At 63.4% G+C, this 16599-nt stretch carries 15 protein-coding genes; 4 read left to right on the forward strand and 11 right to left on the reverse strand.

The annotated features are described in order from the left end of the window. From BLS27_RS00005 to BLS27_RS00035, 7 genes are all read right to left on the reverse strand, one after another. Window positions 1-382, reverse strand: a 382-nt coding sequence (locus BLS27_RS00005; RefSeq protein WP_139205727.1) for a LysM peptidoglycan-binding domain-containing protein, incomplete at its 3' end; no start/stop codon positions are given. A gap of 433 nt (window positions 383-815) precedes the next feature. Further along, the gene (locus BLS27_RS00010; RefSeq protein ID WP_090342131.1) at window positions 816-1409 is read right to left on the reverse strand and encodes an eCIS core domain-containing protein; all 594 of its coding nucleotides are present in this window, start codon (window positions 1407-1409) and stop codon (window positions 816-818) included. After that, window positions 1406-1708, reverse strand: a complete 303-nt coding sequence (locus BLS27_RS00015) for a DUF7693 family protein (RefSeq protein ID WP_324724601.1) — start codon at window positions 1706-1708, stop codon at window positions 1406-1408. The genes BLS27_RS00010 and BLS27_RS00015 overlap by 4 nt, the downstream gene beginning before the upstream one ends. Before the next feature lie 6 nt (window positions 1709-1714). Next, window positions 1715-2260, reverse strand: coding sequence for a cupin domain-containing protein (locus BLS27_RS00020; protein ID WP_043214747.1), 546 nt, complete (start codon window positions 2258-2260; stop codon window positions 1715-1717). 82 nt (window positions 2261-2342) lie between these two features. Further along, window positions 2343-3548: an MFS transporter gene (locus tag BLS27_RS00025; protein ID WP_090342134.1), complete on the reverse strand. Its 1206-nt coding sequence runs from the start codon at window positions 3546-3548 to the stop codon at window positions 2343-2345. Window positions 3549-3596: 48 nt separating this feature from the next. Next, window positions 3597-4130: a cytochrome b gene (locus BLS27_RS00030; protein ID WP_043214752.1), complete on the reverse strand. Its 534-nt coding sequence runs from the start codon at window positions 4128-4130 to the stop codon at window positions 3597-3599. Then, complete coding sequence (locus BLS27_RS00035) at window positions 4127-5179, reverse strand: catalase family peroxidase (RefSeq protein ID WP_090342137.1); 1053 nt, start codon at window positions 5177-5179, stop codon at window positions 4127-4129. Before BLS27_RS00035 ends, BLS27_RS00030 begins: the two co-directional genes overlap by 4 nt. 124 nt (window positions 5180-5303) lie before the next feature. Here BLS27_RS00035 and BLS27_RS00040 point away from each other — a divergent pair, with 124 nt between their 5' ends. The 3 genes from BLS27_RS00040 to BLS27_RS00050 all read left to right on the forward strand — a co-directional run bounded on the left by BLS27_RS00040 (window position 5304) and on the right by BLS27_RS00050 (window position 11158). After that, entirely contained in the window at window positions 5304-5819 is a 516-nt protein-coding gene (locus tag BLS27_RS00040; RefSeq protein ID WP_043214755.1) for a sigma-70 family RNA polymerase sigma factor, read from the forward strand. Continuing rightward, window positions 5816-6568 (forward strand): anti-sigma factor family protein, encoded by a 753-nt coding sequence (locus tag BLS27_RS00045; RefSeq protein WP_090342139.1) that lies wholly within the window; start codon window positions 5816-5818, stop codon window positions 6566-6568. Before BLS27_RS00040 ends, BLS27_RS00045 begins: the two co-directional genes overlap by 4 nt. A 93-nt stretch (window positions 6569-6661) precedes the next feature. Further along, the gene (locus BLS27_RS00050; protein WP_090342142.1) at window positions 6662-11158 is read left to right on the forward strand and encodes an NEL-type E3 ubiquitin ligase domain-containing protein; all 4497 of its coding nucleotides are present in this window, start codon (window positions 6662-6664) and stop codon (window positions 11156-11158) included. On the opposite strand, the gene BLS27_RS00055 is transcribed toward BLS27_RS00050, so the two are convergent. The 3 genes from BLS27_RS00055 to BLS27_RS00065 are packed head-to-tail and all read right to left on the reverse strand — an operon-like array spanning window position 11155 to window position 13799. Then, window positions 11155-11739 carry a TetR/AcrR family transcriptional regulator gene (locus BLS27_RS00055; RefSeq protein ID WP_090342144.1) on the reverse strand — a complete coding sequence of 195 codons (585 nt, stop codon included), beginning with the start codon at window positions 11737-11739 and terminating at the stop codon, window positions 11155-11157. The two genes, BLS27_RS00050 and BLS27_RS00055, sit on opposite strands and share 4 nt — an antisense overlap. A 15-nt stretch (window positions 11740-11754) precedes the next feature. Further along, a complete protein-coding gene (locus BLS27_RS00060) occupies window positions 11755-12603 on the reverse strand; it encodes a 3-hydroxybutyryl-CoA dehydrogenase (RefSeq protein WP_090342147.1) in 849 nt (282 codons plus the stop codon). Between the two features lie 11 nt (window positions 12604-12614). Next, window positions 12615-13799 carry an acetyl-CoA C-acyltransferase family protein gene (locus BLS27_RS00065; RefSeq protein WP_043214765.1) on the reverse strand — a complete coding sequence of 395 codons (1185 nt, stop codon included), beginning with the start codon at window positions 13797-13799 and terminating at the stop codon, window positions 12615-12617. A 169-nt stretch (window positions 13800-13968) separates the two neighbouring features. Here BLS27_RS00065 and BLS27_RS00070 point away from each other — a divergent pair, with 169 nt between their 5' ends. Further along, the gene (locus tag BLS27_RS00070; RefSeq protein WP_043214767.1) at window positions 13969-14985 is read left to right on the forward strand and encodes an AraC family transcriptional regulator; all 1017 of its coding nucleotides are present in this window, start codon (window positions 13969-13971) and stop codon (window positions 14983-14985) included. A 6-nt stretch (window positions 14986-14991) separates the two neighbouring features. On the opposite strand, the gene BLS27_RS00075 is transcribed toward BLS27_RS00070, so the two are convergent. Continuing rightward, window positions 14992-16521, reverse strand: a complete 1530-nt coding sequence (locus BLS27_RS00075; RefSeq protein WP_090342149.1) for a catalase — start codon at window positions 16519-16521, stop codon at window positions 14992-14994. Window positions 16522-16599 lie beyond the last annotated feature (78 nt).

The following is a 16599-nucleotide window of genomic DNA, read 5'->3' on the forward strand; positions in this document are numbered from 1 at the left end:
GGGCCTGTTCGTCCTGGGCGTCGGTGGAGGCCTGTGGGTCGGGCGAGTTCAGCTTCGGCAGCGGGTGCGCGGCGGCCGAGGGTACGACCAAGCGATCGCCGGGCTTGAGGGTATCGAGGTCGCGGCCGGGGTTGAGGCTGCGCAGGGTGGCGATGGTGGCGGCGTATTGGGTGGCGATCGAGGCCAGGGTGTCACCCATGGCGAAGGTGTGAAGACGGGAAGGCGCGGGTGATCGCTTGGCCGGTTCAGTGGTGGGGGCGGCACTGGCTGAAGGCGTGGCCAATGCCAGGGTCAACGGAAGGACCGCCTGGACGCCGATGTTGAGCCAGGCCATCCAGCGGATGCCCAAAGAGGTACCGGAATAAATAGGTTGGTTTTTCATGAAAGTCACGTGGGCAAGAGTTACGTAACTTCGCTACGAAAAGGCCGTGGAACCCATATTTCATTCAGGCGTGCCTAAATACTTGGTTACCCGCACAAAGGGGGCGGTAAGTTGAAGTTGGCAACAGAAATGAAGTAAGCGGCCTTTTCAGCAAAGCAGCGGAGTTCTACTTATCTGAAGGCGCTTGAATGATTGAGAAGTACGAGCATATCGAATGTCCCTTAGTATTTTCAGGGCGCGAAAAATACAAGGCGTTATGCGTTTGATCTGTAAGAAATTACGGATTGTTAACTTGAAAAAGCCGATGGTGGTATGGGTAGGCCCAAGGTAGGTGGCTGCACCAGTGGGACAATGCTCGCATTCGACAAAAAAGTGCTTAACGGCGTGGAACACTCTTGGCAGATGAAGTGACCTGCTGAGACGGCAGGTATGTTCAACGCGCCTGCCCTGACTGTTTTTGTCGCAGTGCCTTGGCGACCTCGGCCTCGATCTTGTAGGCCGGCCCTTCCAGGTCCTCGTAGTTGCGGGTGTACCGCCGGGCAAATTCCTCCACCCCCAGGTCCTGGTACTGCTGCACATGCTTGAGTTCATGAGCCCAGAGCGCCACGTTGTCCTCGGCGTCTTGGGCGTGGCGGAAGATGATCGTGTCGATCAGGGTCACCGCGTTCACGTCCGGGTTTTGCAGCAGGGCATTGGCCGCGCTGACCTGCTGCTCGTCTCCCACCCGATAACGCGCTGCATCGAGCACGGCAAAGTCATACCAGGGCTCGAGTTGGGCGCGGATGTGCAGGGGAATCGGCTCGGTGCCGTTGGCGGTGGCTTCGTCGCGAGCTTGGCGCAGAGCGAAGGCCAGGCTACCGGAGGCCATGAGTTCGACGTCCTTGAGTACCTGGCCGGCCTGGCCTGGGTCGATCGGTGCGCAGAAACAGCCCATCAGGCACACCTGGTACTGCCCAGGCGGGCAAGTGTTTTCGGCCAGGGCCGGCAAGGCGAGCGCCAGGCCGAGCAACAGGCTGATGCGCTTCATTCAGAGATTCCCGTGGCCAGGAGCTGCTCGATGCGGCCACGCTCCCAGATACTCAGCAGATCGGTGGGGTTGGTGCCATAGCGGTGCCAATCTTGCAGGCCGGCTTCATGGCCGTCGGGCGTGCGGCAATGGCTGCACTGGACCAGGCCATCGGCGTCCAGCAGCAAGCGCAGCTGCCAGCCGTCGATGCGTACATCGACCTGCCCCTCGGGTGTGCGGGCCAACACCTGCAGCGCATGGATACCCAGAGCGGCGTCACGCAGGCGTTGGCAGGCTTCTCGGCTGTTGGGCGGCAGCACGGCGGATCAGAAGTTGGCCGGGGTGTTGGCGCTGATGATCTCGGCCTCGTCCGGGCCGATGTTCTTGAAACTGTGCGGTAGGGTGGTGGGGATGTAGTAGCCATCGCCTGCATTGAGGACACTTACCTGGCCATCGACCCACAGCTCGATGGTGCCACGGGTGACCAGGCCACATTCTTCGCCTTCGGAGTGCACGATCGGTTCGCCCGAATCGGCGCCCGGTGCGTAGAGCTCGCGCAGCATGCGCATTTGCCGGCCGGGGACGCTGGCGCCGACCAACAGCATGCGCAGGCCATTGCGGCCCAGGTCGGGTTGCTCGCCGCCGCGGAACACATAGCGCTCTTCGCGCACCGGCTCATCGAAGCTGAAGAATTCCGCCAGGGACATGGGGATGCCTTCGAGCAGCTTTTTAAGGGAGCTGACCGACGGGCTGACGCGATTCTGCTCGATCTGCGAGATCGTCGAGTTGGTCAGGCCGCTACGGCGGGCCAGCTCCCGCTGGGAGAGGTTGTTGCGTTCACGCACCAGTTTGAGTCGTGTCCCCGTGTCCATAGCCGCCTTGTTAGATAGAGAGGTGTCAAAAATAATGGGCGACGCATTAAAGCACACTCTGGACAGCAACGCGCTGTGCTTGTCAGTGACGTTTATCGGCGGGTGTCGGCCATAGCCCGACCAGCAGCAACAGCACAGCGACCGCCGCGAAGGGCAGGGCTGGATCAACCGCATAGACCAGCGTGCCGGCCAGCGGACCGAGCACTGCGCCCATGCCCTGGGCCGCGCCGATGGAACCTGCGGTGGCGCCTTGTTCGGTGGCATGCATGGCGTTGGCCGCCAGTGCCGAAAACGCCGGGAAGACAAACCCCATGCCAGCGGCTGCCACGAAGAATGCCCCCCACAGCCAAGGCGCGGTGTTCGCCAGGGCGGCGCTGGCAAACCCCAATGCCGAGACTGTGGCGCCCACGCGGATCATCTTCAGCGGCGGCCACTCGAGCTTGCGCAGCAGTACCTGGGCCAGTATCAGCGCGACACCTACGCAGGTGAGGGCGATGCCCGCGGCCTGGGCAGCCTCGACCGCGGCCAGGTGCAGGCGGTCGAGGGCAAAGAAGCCCACGGTGATCTGCGAGACCGTCACGCTGAACATGGCGCTGAAGGCCACCAGCAACGGGCGACGCAGGCGCGGATCGCGCAGCCGCACCGGGCTAGGCGCATGGCCATGTGCCAAGGGTTGTGGTTTGAGTTTGAACAGCAGCACGAAGAAAGCGCTCGCCGGCAACAGCGACATGACATAGAACGGCATGCTCAGGCTGTGGCGAGCCAGCAAGGCCGCCAAGGCCGGCCCCAGGACCAGGCCGACGGCGTTGGCTGCGCCCAGCGAAGCCATGGCCCGCGCCCGGCGTTGGGGTTCGACATGGTCGGCGATCAGGGCGTTGGCCCCTACCGGTAGTGCTGCATAGAACGCACCGATCAGACCGCGAGTGAGCATCAGGCCGATGAAGGCCAGGGTCGCCCCAGGCATCCAGCGCAGTGCACCGTCGATGAACAGGCACAGCGACCAATACGAAAGCGTGAAGCCCGCGCTGCCCAGCAACAGGATGCGTCTGCGGCCATAGCGGTCGGCGGCGCGCCCCCAAGGCCGGGCCAGCAGTACCCAGACCACCCCTGCCACGGTCACTGCTGCACCTGCCTGCCAGGTAGCCATGCCCAGCTGGCGGGCGATCGGGCCGATCAGTGCCACGAACGCCATCATCGACAGGGTGCACGCGCCGCTGATCAGCAGCAGCGGGCGCAGATCCAAGGTCGCAGGGGGAATCAGGGCAGCAGGGTCCTTTGCAGCGGTCATGGGCAGTCCAGTCGGTTGGAGGTCAGGGGCCAAACTTGCCCACAGCGCTCATTCGCTGCGGCGCACTGGGCCAGGCCACATGCTACGCAATACGCCGTCCCGACGCACCCAAGCGTGCATCAACGCAGCACCCAGGTGCACCAGGATGGTGGCGAATAACAGGTAGCCAGCCCAGCCGTGAGCCTGGCGCAACACCGCGTACAGCTGCAGGTCATGGGGGGCGATGGCCGGCAGTTGCAGTGGGCGCGGGTAGTCGCCGGCCGAGAGCATGGCCCAGCCAAGCAGCGGCATGGCTAGCATCAGGCCATACAGCAGCAGGTGGGAAGCACCGGCGGCCAGGCGCTGAACGGGCGGAATGTCCCTGGGCAGCGGTGGGTGAGGTAGGGTCAGGCGCAGGGCGATGCGCAGCACCACCAACACCAGCAAGGTCAGCCCCGTGGCCTTGTGCAACTCGACCAGCAGCGGATGGCGTGGCGACAGGTCGCCGACCATGCTCACGCCGATGAACAGCATCGCCAGGATCAGCACGGCCATCAGCCAATGCACCAGTCGGGCGAGGGGATGGAAGACGGTGACGGTCATGGGCGTGCTCCGGTAGCGAGAGACTCGCGGCTGCGGCGGTTGAAAGACTCCGAGTACGCGGCCGAACGAGCGGCCAGGATCGGGTCGGCGGAGGGCTCGATGCCCTTGGGCAGGATCAGCGGGTCGAAGTTGATGTCACGGCACGCGCCTTGTTCGGGCGCATCGACCTGTTCGACGACAAGGGTGCCGGCCTCGATGCTGCGCCGCTCGGCCGGCCAGGGGCGAGAGGCGTCATCCACTGGGTCGCCGGGTTCGGCAAGCACCAGGCGCAGCGTCCAGCGCAGCGGGCCTTGCGCCAGGCGTCGCTGCAGGTCGTGCTGCAGGAACTGCTTGTCATCGATTTGCGTCGGCAGCGCTACGAACGGGGTTTGCGGTTCCAGCTGCCAGCGCACCGGATGGCTGATGCCGCCGCGATCCTTGAGCAGGAAGGCATTGATGCTGTGGTATTGGGTGCTGGCGAAGCTGTCGCTGGGTTTGTAGGTGGCGGCCCATTGACGGAAGGCCGCGCTTTCGGGGTGGGCCGCGAAGAAGGCCTGCATCTTTGCAGGGTCGGGCTTGCCGGTGGCAGGGGTTGGCGCCATGGCCAGGACTTGCTCGTAGAACGCTTGCGGCGTGCCGATTGCCAGCACAGGCGGATTGTTCATGCCGGTCCGCCAGATCTGCCCGTCATCGGTGCTGAATTGCAGCGCCAGGCTGCGTACCGGAATGCTGGTGTCCGGGGCGAACGGGTTGGCGCCACCGATGGCGAAGCGGCCAACGACTGGCACGCGGGGCTGGCTGAACACCCGCGCACTGGACAACGGCTCGGCCAGTCCGCTGCTCTGGAAGTAGCCGCTCACGCACAGGCCTTTGGCGTGGTTCTTGCGATAGCCGGGGTAATGGCCGGCCTGGGCTTCGAAGGTGTCGATGATGCGTTGGGGCGTCAGCGCCGGGGCACCGATCCAGCCGGCGGCATAGGCAAAGCCGGCGCCCACGGCCAGCAGGGCCGCGCCGATGGCCGCCAGGCGCAAGGCCTTGGCCGGGCCGTGCAGAGAAGTGGTCATGGTCAGGTTCCACGCAGTGAATGAGCCGGTACGACGGGCCGGCCAGAGATTTATTCCCGCTATGGGAATAAATGTCGTGCCAGTGCGTCTGCCCCCTTAGACTGACCATCAAAGGGCCCGGGACCTGACCATGCACGACCTGGATGAACAACAATGGCGCGAACTGCTGCAGCGGCTGCGCCGCTTCGCGTTGTGGCTGTGCCGTGAGTCTGGCAGCGCCGACGATCTGGTCCAGGCTACCATCGAGCGCGCCTTGCGCCGCAGCGGGCAGCAGCGTGACGCCGACAGCCTGCGCGCCTGGCTGTTCACCATCCTTTATCGCCTGTTTCTCGACGGCAAGCGCCGCGAGCGCCTGCATGCCCGCTGGCTGGCCTGGTTCGGCCGTGGCCAGGAAGAAGCGCTGGGCGGCGAAACCGAGCGCATCGTCATGGCCCATGCCGACCTTGCGGCCTTCGCCCGGCTGTCCACGGAACAGCGCGCCTTGCTGTTGCTGGTGAGCGTCGAAGGGTTGAGCTACAAAGAGGCCGCCCAAGCCCTGGGCATCCCCATCGGTACGGTCATGTCGCGCCTGTCACGCGCCCGAGCCGCCCTGCGCGACCTGACCGAGGGCGACCCGACGCCCCCAGCCTTGCGGAGACTGAAATGACCCCGTTGATCCCCACCGAACATGAGCTGCATGCCTACATCGATGACCGGCTCGACCCGGTGCGCAGAGCCCAGGTGCACGCCTGGCTGGCAGCCAATCCGCAGGAGGCGGCGCAGGTGGAGGCCTGGCGCAACGACGCCCGGCGCCTGCGCGCGGCCCTGGCCGGATTCGGGCAGGCCACCACCACGACCGACCTGGATCTTGGGCAGTTAAAGCGGCGCTTGCGTCAGCGTCGCCAGCGGCAGTGGGCATCGGCTGCGTTGCTGCTTCTGGCGCTGGGCGTGGGAGGTTTCGGAGGGTGGCAGGCCCGCGAGGCGACGCTGGTGGCCGATATCTTGCCGATGGCCGACGCCGTACAGGCCCATCGCCTGTTCGCAGGTGGAACCAAGCTGGATGTCCAGGCCGGCGACCCACAGCTCTTGCAGGCCTGGCTCGAGCGCCATTTCGACCGCGTCGGGCAGTTGCCGGACCTTGGCGCCTACGGGTTCCAGCCGGTGGGCGCCCGGCTGCTGAGCAACGAACAAGGCCCGGCGGCGCTGCTGGTGTTTCAGGACAACAAGGGTGAGCGGATCAGCTTGTTCCTGCGCTCGCCCAGCGAGCGCTTTGCACGTATGCCCAGCGGGCAACGGACTGAGGGGCAGCTCGAAGCGCGCTACTGGTCTCATGGTGCCTACAATTTTGCCCTGGTTGGCGCGGTCGATGATGCACGTGCCGATCGATTGCGGCAGGCGTTGGGCGTGAGCCTTTAGTCGCTGACACACCAGACGTAACTATTTAACGCGTGTACCTGTACCGTCCTCTCTAGCCTCACCGCTTCGTTTATCGGTGAGGGAATTCGCGGTATGGGAAACGTCAGTGACAACGCGCAATCGACGGCCATGGACATGATGGCCATTGCGCAGCAGTTCCAGGATCAACTGATTGCCAAGCGCCTGCCTGATTGGATGGGCAAGGTTCGGGTTTCTGATTTCACGCTCCTGCGGGAGGCGTTGGTCAACGGCCTGCAGAGTCGTCGGCAATTGGCCAAGTGTTGGAGCAAGATTGAAAGCCTCGACAGCTTCTGCATCACGCGCCTGAACACCGCGCTGCAAGAGAAATTCAACGCCGGTCTGGATGCAAAGCAGCACTTCCTGCGCCAGTGGTACACCTACACGAGCCCCGAGCACAGTTACTACACCAGCCATTACCCGACGCCGGCGAGCGACTACTTCGACGTGTCGTTGCTCAGCGCAGCAATGTCCAATTTCAGCAAGGCTCAGGCTGCCGAGGGCGGGCAGCATGCGCGTAACACGCTGGTCGATGGGCCGGGGGCCGCGCTCACGACACCCTCGGTGCCGGCATTCGCCACGTTCTGCCGTGACCTGGACTTGGGGGGACAGTACCAGAGCCATCTTGAAGCAGTGCTTGAGGCCAAAGAGCTCAAAGACATGCAGAGCTGCAAAGCCTTGCTCAAGGCGCAATACCGCTCAAACCTGCTGGTGGACGCCTTCAAGGCCCATGCCGAGGGTGTACTCAGGGACGCCGAACTCGAACTGATCATCGGCTTGTATACCGACGGCAAGCTCGGGCGGCTCGAAGGCGCACCGGTGGTCGCCAAGCAGCTCAAGGCATTCAACTGTCACCTTCAGCAGATCGTGGTGTTGGACGTGATCGACGAAGGCTTGCTGCTCAACAGCAGCAAGCGGGTGCTGGTGTATATCCCAGGGGACCGACTAGGTGCCTGGTGCGTCGCCAAGAACCTGGAAGGCTTCGCCAGGAAGATTCTGGGCAAGCGCCTGCGCAAGGACGATTACCGGCAGTTCTTCGAGCGGTTCGTCCTTCAGCGCGACCGCGCCGGATTCTTTGCCGCTGTCCAACAGCGGGTGGGCGATGTGGCGGACTGGGCCACGCGGGAGTTGGACCAGCACATGAAGGTCTACCCGACGCCCTTGTTCGACCATTTGGCGACGATGCGCATCCAGCAAATCAAGGACGACGCGGCCGTGTTCGCCACACCTGTTGCGCGCATCGATGGCGATGTCGCGTTGGCCAAGAGCGAGCGTCGGCATGCGCAAGGGATGGCCCTGTTGGCGCTCGCAGGGCTGTTCATCCCGGCGATCGGCGCGGCGTTGTTGGCGGTGATGGCCTGGGAGCTGCTCAGCGAGGTATTCCAGTCGGTCAAGGACTGGCGGGAGGGGGACACCAATGCGGCTCTGGACCATTTGGTGAACGTAGGCAAGGACGTGGCCCTGCTGGGGGCCACGGCTGTCGGAGTGGCGGCGGCGCGAACGCTGTGGACGCGCAGTGTCCTGGTGGACGGGCTGGTACCTGCGATGCTTGAAGATGGCAGCGAAAAACTCTGGAACCAGGATCTGGCGCCTTACGTCAGCGAACCGCCACCTGCGCAGGCGATTGTCGATCAAAGCGGGATCTACCGCCTGGGCGAGCAATCGTGGATCGAAATGGAAGGGTATTACTACCCGGTGTACCAAACCGAAAGCGAAGATTGGTACCTGGAACCTTACGAAAATCATGCCCCACTGCTCGAACACAATGGTGCTGGTGCCTGGCGGCTGTGGAGCGAACGGCCCGCGGAATGGCGAGGCACCGAGCGCATGTTTCGCAGGCTTGGCGTCGCGTATGCAAGCCTGAGCGATAAGCAGATTGGGCAAGTCCTGCTGGCCCACGGCCTCGAGGAAGACCACCTGCGGGCTGTGCATGTCTTTGCCAATGTACCCGAGGCAGAACTGACCGATACGGTGAACCGCTTCGTGCTGGCCAATCGTATCGTTGAGGTCAAGGATCGCCTGCAGGAAGGCCGGAATGTGATCGACCCGGCGCTGCTCGAAGAGGTGCTGGAGCTACCGGGTGTAGCCGGGCTGGAGGGCGAAGCCCTGGCGGAGGTGGTCTGGGAGCAGCGACGGGTCTTGTTTCAGAACCTCTACGACAAGAGCAACGTCAGCGAAGATGCTTCGGTGCAGGCATTGCGCAGGGACTTCCCCAGCCTGCATCGGCTTGCTGCCGAGCAGCTCCTGAGCGAGGCGAGCGATGGAGACCGTGAATTGCTGGTTCAGACCGGGCGGGTACCCTTGCCGATGGCCCAGGTTGCCCGACAACGAGCGATGCGTATCCGGGTGGCGCGGGTATTCGAGGGGCTATTCATCGACACGCCGCAGACGCTCGATATGGCCCGTGGCGTCATCAAGCTGATCGATAATTTGCCAGGTGCGCCGCAGGGCCGGCACTGGGTGCTGTCCGACGGGGACGGCCTGCTGGCGCCTCGCTCTGCAAACGAGGCCATCGAGACCATCCACCTCAGCCATCAGGAAGGCGTGTTCGTATTGCGCGATGAGCGCGGTCATGCGCTTGACCAGCCCGGCGAGCTATTCGAGGTACTGGCGGACGTATTCACCCAGGCGCAGCGAGAGGCGATGAACATTGGCGAACCGTTCGGCCAACAGCTTCGCGAGACGCTGGCCAAGGACGTTGCCTCGCGCCGTCAGGAGCTGGCCGAGCTGATGAGCCGGGAACAGCCCACACCTTCCTTCCTGCTGCCGTTTCGCCTGGACGATGGCCGGGTCGGCTACCCGTTGAGCGGTGGTCGGCGGCTCTTTGGTTTCGGCAGCCCCAGGTCTCTGGTGGCCAAACTTCGATACCTGTACCCCAGTTTCAGTGACAGTGATATTCAGAAATGGCTGCGAAGCATGCGGGACCGTGGCAACAACCTACAGGATGTACTCAACCAGCTGGAGGATCAGCACGAACTGCTCAGCGCCACCCTGACGAACTGGCAGCGAGAGGGGCTCCTCCACTATGAGCGCAATTCGCGCTACAAGTTGCGCAAGGAACTGATCCGCTGCTGGCGCCACTTGATACCCGAGCAGCCCAAGCCATTGGAGGATCGGTTGCGCTACAGGTTTTCTCGCAGGGGGCTGGATGTGAGCAGTTTGCCGGACCTGCCCGAGCCAATAAGTTTCCCACATGTCACCGCAATCGATTTTCGCTCGATGGCGCTCCAAGATCTTCCTGACGGATTCCTGAATGCTTTTCCGAATCTGGTCTCGGTGGAAATCACCCATTGCAAGTTGAAACGGTTCCCGCAGATGACTGGCAAGCGGGAGCTCCTGCGAATTCTCGACCTGTCCGACAACAAGATCCGACTGGATGCCGCGCAGGTAGAGCTGATCGAAGAGTGCGCGGCATTGGAATACCTGAATCTGTCACGCAACCCGCTGAAACTCCCGTTTTCGATCACAGCAATGCCGAGACTGACAACGTTGATACTGCGTGACGATCAGCTGGACGCAATGCCCATCGGCGTGGAGTCGCACCAAAAACTGTATGAGCTGGACATGATGGGCAATGACTTCAAAGTGTTGCCTGAAGGACTTCTGGAGTCGCCGCTGTGGGGTAAAGGCAGGGTGCGTTTTGCAAGCAAGACACTCGGCCGTTCGGCGACACAAGTAGGTGCCTGGTATCGGCCCGATGATGGCAAGGTTCCGGCGCGCTTGCTTTGGCTGGATCGTATCGATGCCAAGGACCGGGACGAAATGGCGCATCGCTGGCATCTATTGGTAAGCGATCCCGAATCCGAGGAATTCGTTCGGGTGTTGGAGCGCCTGGTGCAGTCCAAGGATTTTGCGATAGACCAAACCGCACGCGACCTGGCCGATCGAATCTTCTCCCTGCTCGGCGCTATGGAGGAAGACGAAGCGCTGAGCGAGCATTTGTTGGCACTGGCTCAAGAACCTAACTGTGGTGATAACGCCCTGTTGCGTTTCGTCGACCTGGAAAACAGAAAGCTGGCGTGGGACGCCGAGCATGATGAATACGAAGTCGATCCAGAACCAGGGCTGCTGCGCTTGGGGGGGCAGCTTTGGCGGCAAAACGCGTTGGAGGAGTATGCCAGGCGTTTTGCCGCAGGCATGCGTGGCCCTGTGGATGAGGTCGAAGTGGTGCTCGCATTTCGGGTTCGCTTGTACAAGGACCTGCAGTTGCCGGGCCATCCCAGTCAAATACGTTTCGAAGACGTGGTGGGCGACATTGACGAAGGCGTCGAGAACGCCCGCGAAACCATTTTGAGAAACCAGGACGAGGACACGCTTTCATTGTGGATGGTCAACCAGTCCTTCTGGAACAAGTACCTTGAGCACGCCTATGGGTCCAGACTCAAGCTGCCACGAGAATACCGCAAGAAAGAGCAGGAGTTGTCCAGCCGCGGTGGGACCCGGCAGGAGTTCGATGCGCTTCAGGCGCAGGTGAAACAATGGCGGCTCAATCAACGCCTGGCATTGACCAAGGCGGCAATGCGCCGATTGGTGTCTGATTGGCACCTCTCGACTCCAGGCCAGCTGGTCTAGCCCAGCGTACGTTCCAGCGCGCCGAGCAGGAGGCTCTGCATCAAGGCCAGGCCTTGGTCGCTGTCCAGCTCACGCCCGCGCAGCAGTCCGGGCAGTTGGTTGAGCAGTGTGGCCAGCACATGCCCGGTGGCCGCCAAGGCCTGGCCTTGCAGCCGGGCCTGTGGCGCGATCAGGTGCAGCAAGCCTTTCTCGTAGCGGGCCCGCGTACTGGCCAGGCGGGCTTGCTGGTCTTCGCTCAAACAGCAGAAATCGCGCTCGGCCAGACGAAACTGCAGGGGGCGCTCCTCGTGCAATTGCCAATGTGCGGCAATCAAACAAGGCAGCACCGCCTGGCCGCGAGCGAGGGCGCGCCGGCCCTGGTCGAGTGTTGCCTGCAGCTCTTCATAGAGCTCCTCGATCAAGTCGAACAAAAGGTCCTGCTTGCTGGGGAAATGGTGATACAGCGAGCCTGCGGTCAAGCCCACATGGGCCGCCAGCTCGCGCATGCTGACCTGGCCAAAGCCTTTTTCGGCAAAGAGCGCCATGGCCTTGTCGCGGCGCTCTTCGAAGCTCGCACAGCGTAGGGCGGCAGTGACTGGCATGGCGCTCGCTCCCGATCAGTAGGTGAAGAAACCGCGACCGCTCTTACGGCCCAGGTAGCCGGCGGCGACCATTTCCTTGAGCAGCGGGGCAGGGCGGTACTTGCTGTCGTTGAAGCCCTCGTGGAAGGCCTCCATGATCGCCAGCAAGGTGTCCAGGCCGATCAGGTCGGCCAGGGCCAGCGGGCCGATCGGCTGATTGCAGCCCAGGCGCATGCCGGTGTCGATGTCCTCGGCACTGGCCAGGCCCTCCTGGCGGACGAAGATCGCCTCGTTGATCATCGGCACCAGGATGCGGTTGACCACGAAGCCCGGGCGGTTGCCGGCGGTGATCGGCGTCTTGCCCAGCTTTTCGGTGACCACCAGTGCCTGGGCATAGGTACTGTCGCTGGTTTGCAGGCCGCGGATGATCTCCACCAGGGCCATCATCGGCACTGGGTTGAAGAAGTGCACGCCAATGAAGCGCTCAGGGTGCTCGATGCTGGCCGCCAGCGCAGTGACCGACAGCGACGAGGTGTTGGTGGCGATCAGGCAGTCGCTGGCGACGTTGGCCGCCACCTGCTTGAGGATGCGTTGCTTGAGCTCCAGGTTCTCGGTGGCCGCTTCGATCACCAGTTGCGCGCTGCCCAAGTCGGCATAGTCGGTGCTGGTGCGGATGCGCGTCTTGGCCGCCTCGGCCTTGTCGGCTTCCAGTGTGCCTTTGTTGACCTGACGCTCCAGGTTCTTGCCCAGGGTGGCCACGCCATGCTCCAGTGCCGCCTGCGAGACGTCGATCAGCAGGACCTGGTAACCGGCCACCGCGCATACCTGGGCGATACCGTTGCCCATGGTGCCGGCGCCGATCACGGCGATGTGTTGAATGCTCACGTTCAGGCTCCTCAGACGCGCTCGAAGACAACGGCGATGCCTTGGCCGCCGCCGATGCACATGGTGGCCAGGGCATAGCGGCCCTGGGTGCGTTGCAGTTCATGAATGGCCTTGGTGGCGATGATCGCTCCGGTGGCACCGACTGGGTGGCCGAGGGAGATGCCCGAACCATTGGGGTTGACCTTCTCTGGATCGAAGTCCAGCGCGCGGGCCACGGCGCAGGCCTGGGCGGCGAAGGCTTCGTTGGACTCGATCACGTCCAGATCCTTGATGCTCAGGCCGGCTTTTTCCAGGACTTTGCGTGTGGCCGGGATCGGGCCCAGGCCCATCAGCTCCGGCTCGACGCCAGCGTGGGCGTAGGCCACCAGGCGTGCCAGAGGCTTCAGGCCCAGGCGGCGAACCGCATCGCCAGTGGCCAGGACCAGGCCGGCTGCACCGTCGTTGATGCCACTGGCGTTGCCGGCGGTGACGCTGCCGTCTTTCTTGAACACCGGCTTCATGCCGGCCAGTTGCTCGGCGGTCACTTCGCCACGCACGTGCTCGTCGGTGGCGAACTGCACGCTGCCTTTGCGGGTTTTCAGCTCTATCGGGACGATCTGGCTGTCGAAGCGACCTTCGGCGATGGCGCGGGCGGCGCGGCGCTGACTGGTCAGGGCCAGTTCATCCTGCATTTCGCGCGTGATGCCATGCTGGGCGGCGACGTTCTCGGCGGTGATGCCCATGTGGAAGTGCTCGAAGGGGTCTTGCAGCACGCCGACGGTGTAGTCGATGCCCTGCAGGTCACCCATGCGCGCGCCCCAACGGGCTTGCGGCAGCAGGTAGGGGCCACGGCTCATGGATTCGGCGCCAGCGGCCAGGGCCACATCGGTGTCACCCAGCAGCAGGGTCTGGGCGGCCGAGACGATGGCTTGTAGGCCAGAGCCGCACAGACGATTGACGTTGAAGGCTGGGGTTTCCTTGGGCACGCCCGCGTTCATCGAGGCGACGCGGCTCAGGTAGGCATCGCGCGGCTCGGTCGGGATCACGGTACCCATGACCACATGGCCGACATCGCTGGCGGCGACACCCGAGCGCTCGATGGCTGCGCGGGTGATGGCGCTGGCCAGGTCTGCCAGTGGCAGGTCCTTGAGAGACCCACCGAAACCACCGATGGCCGAACGGACTGCACTGACGACGTAGATTTCTGCGTTGCTCATGGAAGGCTCCGATTGCGAAGGCATGGCGGGACCGGCACAGGCTCTGAGACAATGGCCGGCGTTCCCGGAATGGGTCGAGTCTAGGCAACCGCCCAGGCTTGGCCTATGCCGGATCTGTTCAGTAAACCTGGCATTTTTTGCCACCCAGCATAGACAGTGAAAACCAGCCATGCGCGATAGCGATTCGGTCGCGGTGTACTTTCTCAACGCCATGCTCCATGCCCTGCGCGAGCGCCCCGCCGAACGCGATGCCTACCTGCGCGGCGTGGGGATCGACCCGGCACTGCTCGAGCAGCCCCAGGCCAGGGTGCCGGCCAAGGCGTTCGCCCAGCTCTGGTTGCAAATGATCCATGTGCTGAACGATGAGTTCTTCCACCTCGACAGCCATGGCATGCCCTTGGGCAGCTTCGCCCTGATCTGCCGGGGGTTGATCCAGGAGCCCACCCTGGAAAAGGCCTTACGCCAATACCTAGGCAATTTCGCGCTGTTCCTGCGCGATGTGCGCGGTACATTTTCGGTGCGCGGCGGGCGGGTGGTGATCAGCGTGCAGTCGAGCATCACCGATCCGTTGACGCGGGTCTACGCCGAAGAAACCTACCTGGTGCTGGTGGTCGGATTGCTGTGCTGGCTGGCCGGACGGCGCATCGCGATCGACCGTACCGAACTGGCCGTGGCGCGCCCGGCCCAGGAGGACGACACCTTGTTGTGGGGCCCGGACCTGCGGCTGGGCAGTGGGCGTACGGAAGTGGAGTTCGACAGCGCTTACCTGCGCTTGCCGGTGGTGCAGGACCTGGCCGCGCTGAAGACCTTCCTGCGCAGTGCGCCCCAGGGGTTGGTGATTCGTTTTCGCAATCAGAACGGCCTGGCAGCGGTGGTCTATCGCCATCTGCGTGCCCGGCGCTACGGCCAATGGCCGACCCTCCAGGCCATGGCCGAGCAGCAGGGCATTAGCGCCAGCACCTTTCGCCGGCAGCTGGAGCGCGAAGGGCGCTCCTACCAGCAGATCAAGGATGAAGTGCGCCGTGCCATGGCGTTCGAACGTTTGCGCGAAGGTGTGCTGAGCATCGCCGAAATCGCCGAGCAGACCGGCTTCCAGGAGCCCAGCGCCTTCCACCGCGCTTTCAAGAAATGGACCGGTTACAGTCCGGGCAGCTATCGGGCGCGATTGGCCGATCGCACCCGCTAGGCGTTGTCAGTCGCGCAGCTCCCGTGCCAGTGCCTTGACCCGGGTGAGGTCACCCTTGGCGACCTTGGCAACGCGCTTGCCATAGTCGGGGTCGGCCTTGTAGAGGAACGACAGGATGATGTGCTTGCTGTCGTCATCGGCCCCCGCCAGGGACTGGCCAAAACTGTTCACCAGGTCGCGCTGCTCCTGCTTGCTGTAGGACCGGTACAGCTCACCGGCCTGCTTGAAGTTCTGCTCCCGTGTGATGCCGCGTTGCTGGGTGCTGCCAGCCAGGGGTAGCTGGCTGTAGCGCGCCGACTCGGTGCTGGTGCGCGGCTGCAGGCGGCTGGGCTCGTAGTTGACCATGCTGCGGGTGCGACCGTTGTCGAGGGCAGCGTCCTGGTTGCCGTTGTTCACCGCCGCCCGTGGCTGGTTGATCGGCAAGCGGCCGGCATTGGCGCCGACCCGGTACATCTGGGTGTCGGCGTAGGAGAACAGGCGTCCTTGCAGCAGGCGATCCTCGGAAGGCTCGATGCCCGGGATCAGGTTGGATGGGGCCAGCGTCACCTGTTCGGTTTCCTGGAAGAAGTTGTTTACGTTGCGGTTGAGCACCATCTGGCCGACACGGCGCTGCGGTACATCAGGCCAGATCTTGGTCGGGTCCAGCGGATCGAAGTCGAAGGCCGCCAGCTGCTCGGGCTTGAGCGTCTGGATGTACAGGTCCCATTTGGGGAACTCGCCACGGCCAATGGCAGCGACGAGGTCGTGGGTCATGTGGTTGAAGTCCTGGCCCTGGATACGCTCGACCTCCTTGGGCGCGAGGTTTTCGCGGCCTTGCAGGCTCTTCCAGTGGAACTTCACATAGGTTACGTCGCCCTGGGCATTGACGAACTTGTAGGCATGTACGCTGTTGCCGTCCATGTGCCGGTAGCTCTTGGGGGTGCCCTCGTTGGAGTACAGCAAGGTGAGGGTGCGGGTGGCCTCGGGCATGTGCGAGAACAAGTCGAAGCGCCGGGCGTCGTTGGCCAGGTTGGTGCGTGGATCGGGTTTGAAGGCGTGGACCATGTCGGGGAACTTCATCGCATCGCGGATGAAGAAAGTCGGGAAGTTGTTGCCAACCAGGTCCCAGTTGCCGCTGCTGGTATAGAAACGGGTGGCGAAGCCGCGAGGGTCGCGCAGGGTTTCCGGTGAGTGCAGACCATGAACCACCGAGGAAAAGCGCACGAATACGGGCGTTTTCTCTCCCGGCGTGAACAGCCGGGCCTGGGTCAGCGTGGAGAGATCTTCGAACGCGGTGAACTCACCATGGGCACCCGTGCCACGGGCATGGACGACGCGTTCAGGAATACGTTCTCGGTCGAAACGTTGCAGCTTCTGGATGAGCTGCACGTCCTGAAGCAATACCGGGCCGTTGGCTCCGGCGGTCTGCGAATGCTGGTTGTCGCCAACCGGGGCGCCGTTGTCGCGTGTCAGGGGGGCGGCATGCAGGGTGGCGCTGGCAAGCAACGTCGCACCGAGCAGACGCCCGACGATGCGGGTGGGTCGGGTTGCGGGCATGGAAAGGTACCTGAGGGCTATTGATCGGGTGATCGATGCTAGGGGTACACATCCACGCTTTCAGTCGGTGCGAACGTT

Origin of the sequence: Pseudomonas guariconensis, from assembly GCF_900102675.1 — a bacterium.
Classification (GTDB): Bacteria; Pseudomonadota; Gammaproteobacteria; order Pseudomonadales; family Pseudomonadaceae; genus Aquipseudomonas; species Aquipseudomonas guariconensis.

What these genes read in the sequence shown, in the direction of transcription:
- BLS27_RS00030 (WP_043214752.1), bottom strand. Translation starts at nt 4,130, where the DNA reads ATGACCGTCACCGTCTTCCATCCCCTCGCCCGACTGGTGCATTGGCTG.
- BLS27_RS00040 (WP_043214755.1), top strand. Translation starts at nt 5,304, where the DNA reads ATGCACGACCTGGATGAACAACAATGGCGCGAACTGCTGCAGCGGCTG.
- BLS27_RS00065 (WP_043214765.1), bottom strand. Translation starts at nt 13,799, where the DNA reads ATGAGCAACGCAGAAATCTACGTCGTCAGTGCAGTCCGTTCGGCCATC.
- BLS27_RS00050 (WP_090342142.1), top strand. Translation starts at nt 6,662, where the DNA reads ATGGGAAACGTCAGTGACAACGCGCAATCGACGGCCATGGACATGATG.
- BLS27_RS00075 (WP_090342149.1), bottom strand. Translation starts at nt 16,521, where the DNA reads ATGCCCGCAACCCGACCCACCCGCATCGTCGGGCGTCTGCTCGGTGCG.
- BLS27_RS00010 (WP_090342131.1), bottom strand. Translation starts at nt 1,409, where the DNA reads ATGAAGCGCATCAGCCTGTTGCTCGGCCTGGCGCTCGCCTTGCCGGCC.
- BLS27_RS00025 (WP_090342134.1), bottom strand. Translation starts at nt 3,548, where the DNA reads ATGACCGCTGCAAAGGACCCTGCTGCCCTGATTCCCCCTGCGACCTTG.
- BLS27_RS00055 (WP_090342144.1), bottom strand. Translation starts at nt 11,739, where the DNA reads ATGCCAGTCACTGCCGCCCTACGCTGTGCGAGCTTCGAAGAGCGCCGC.
- BLS27_RS00045 (WP_090342139.1), top strand. Translation starts at nt 5,816, where the DNA reads ATGACCCCGTTGATCCCCACCGAACATGAGCTGCATGCCTACATCGAT.
- BLS27_RS00070 (WP_043214767.1), top strand. Translation starts at nt 13,969, where the DNA reads ATGCGCGATAGCGATTCGGTCGCGGTGTACTTTCTCAACGCCATGCTC.
- BLS27_RS00020 (WP_043214747.1), bottom strand. Translation starts at nt 2,260, where the DNA reads ATGGACACGGGGACACGACTCAAACTGGTGCGTGAACGCAACAACCTC.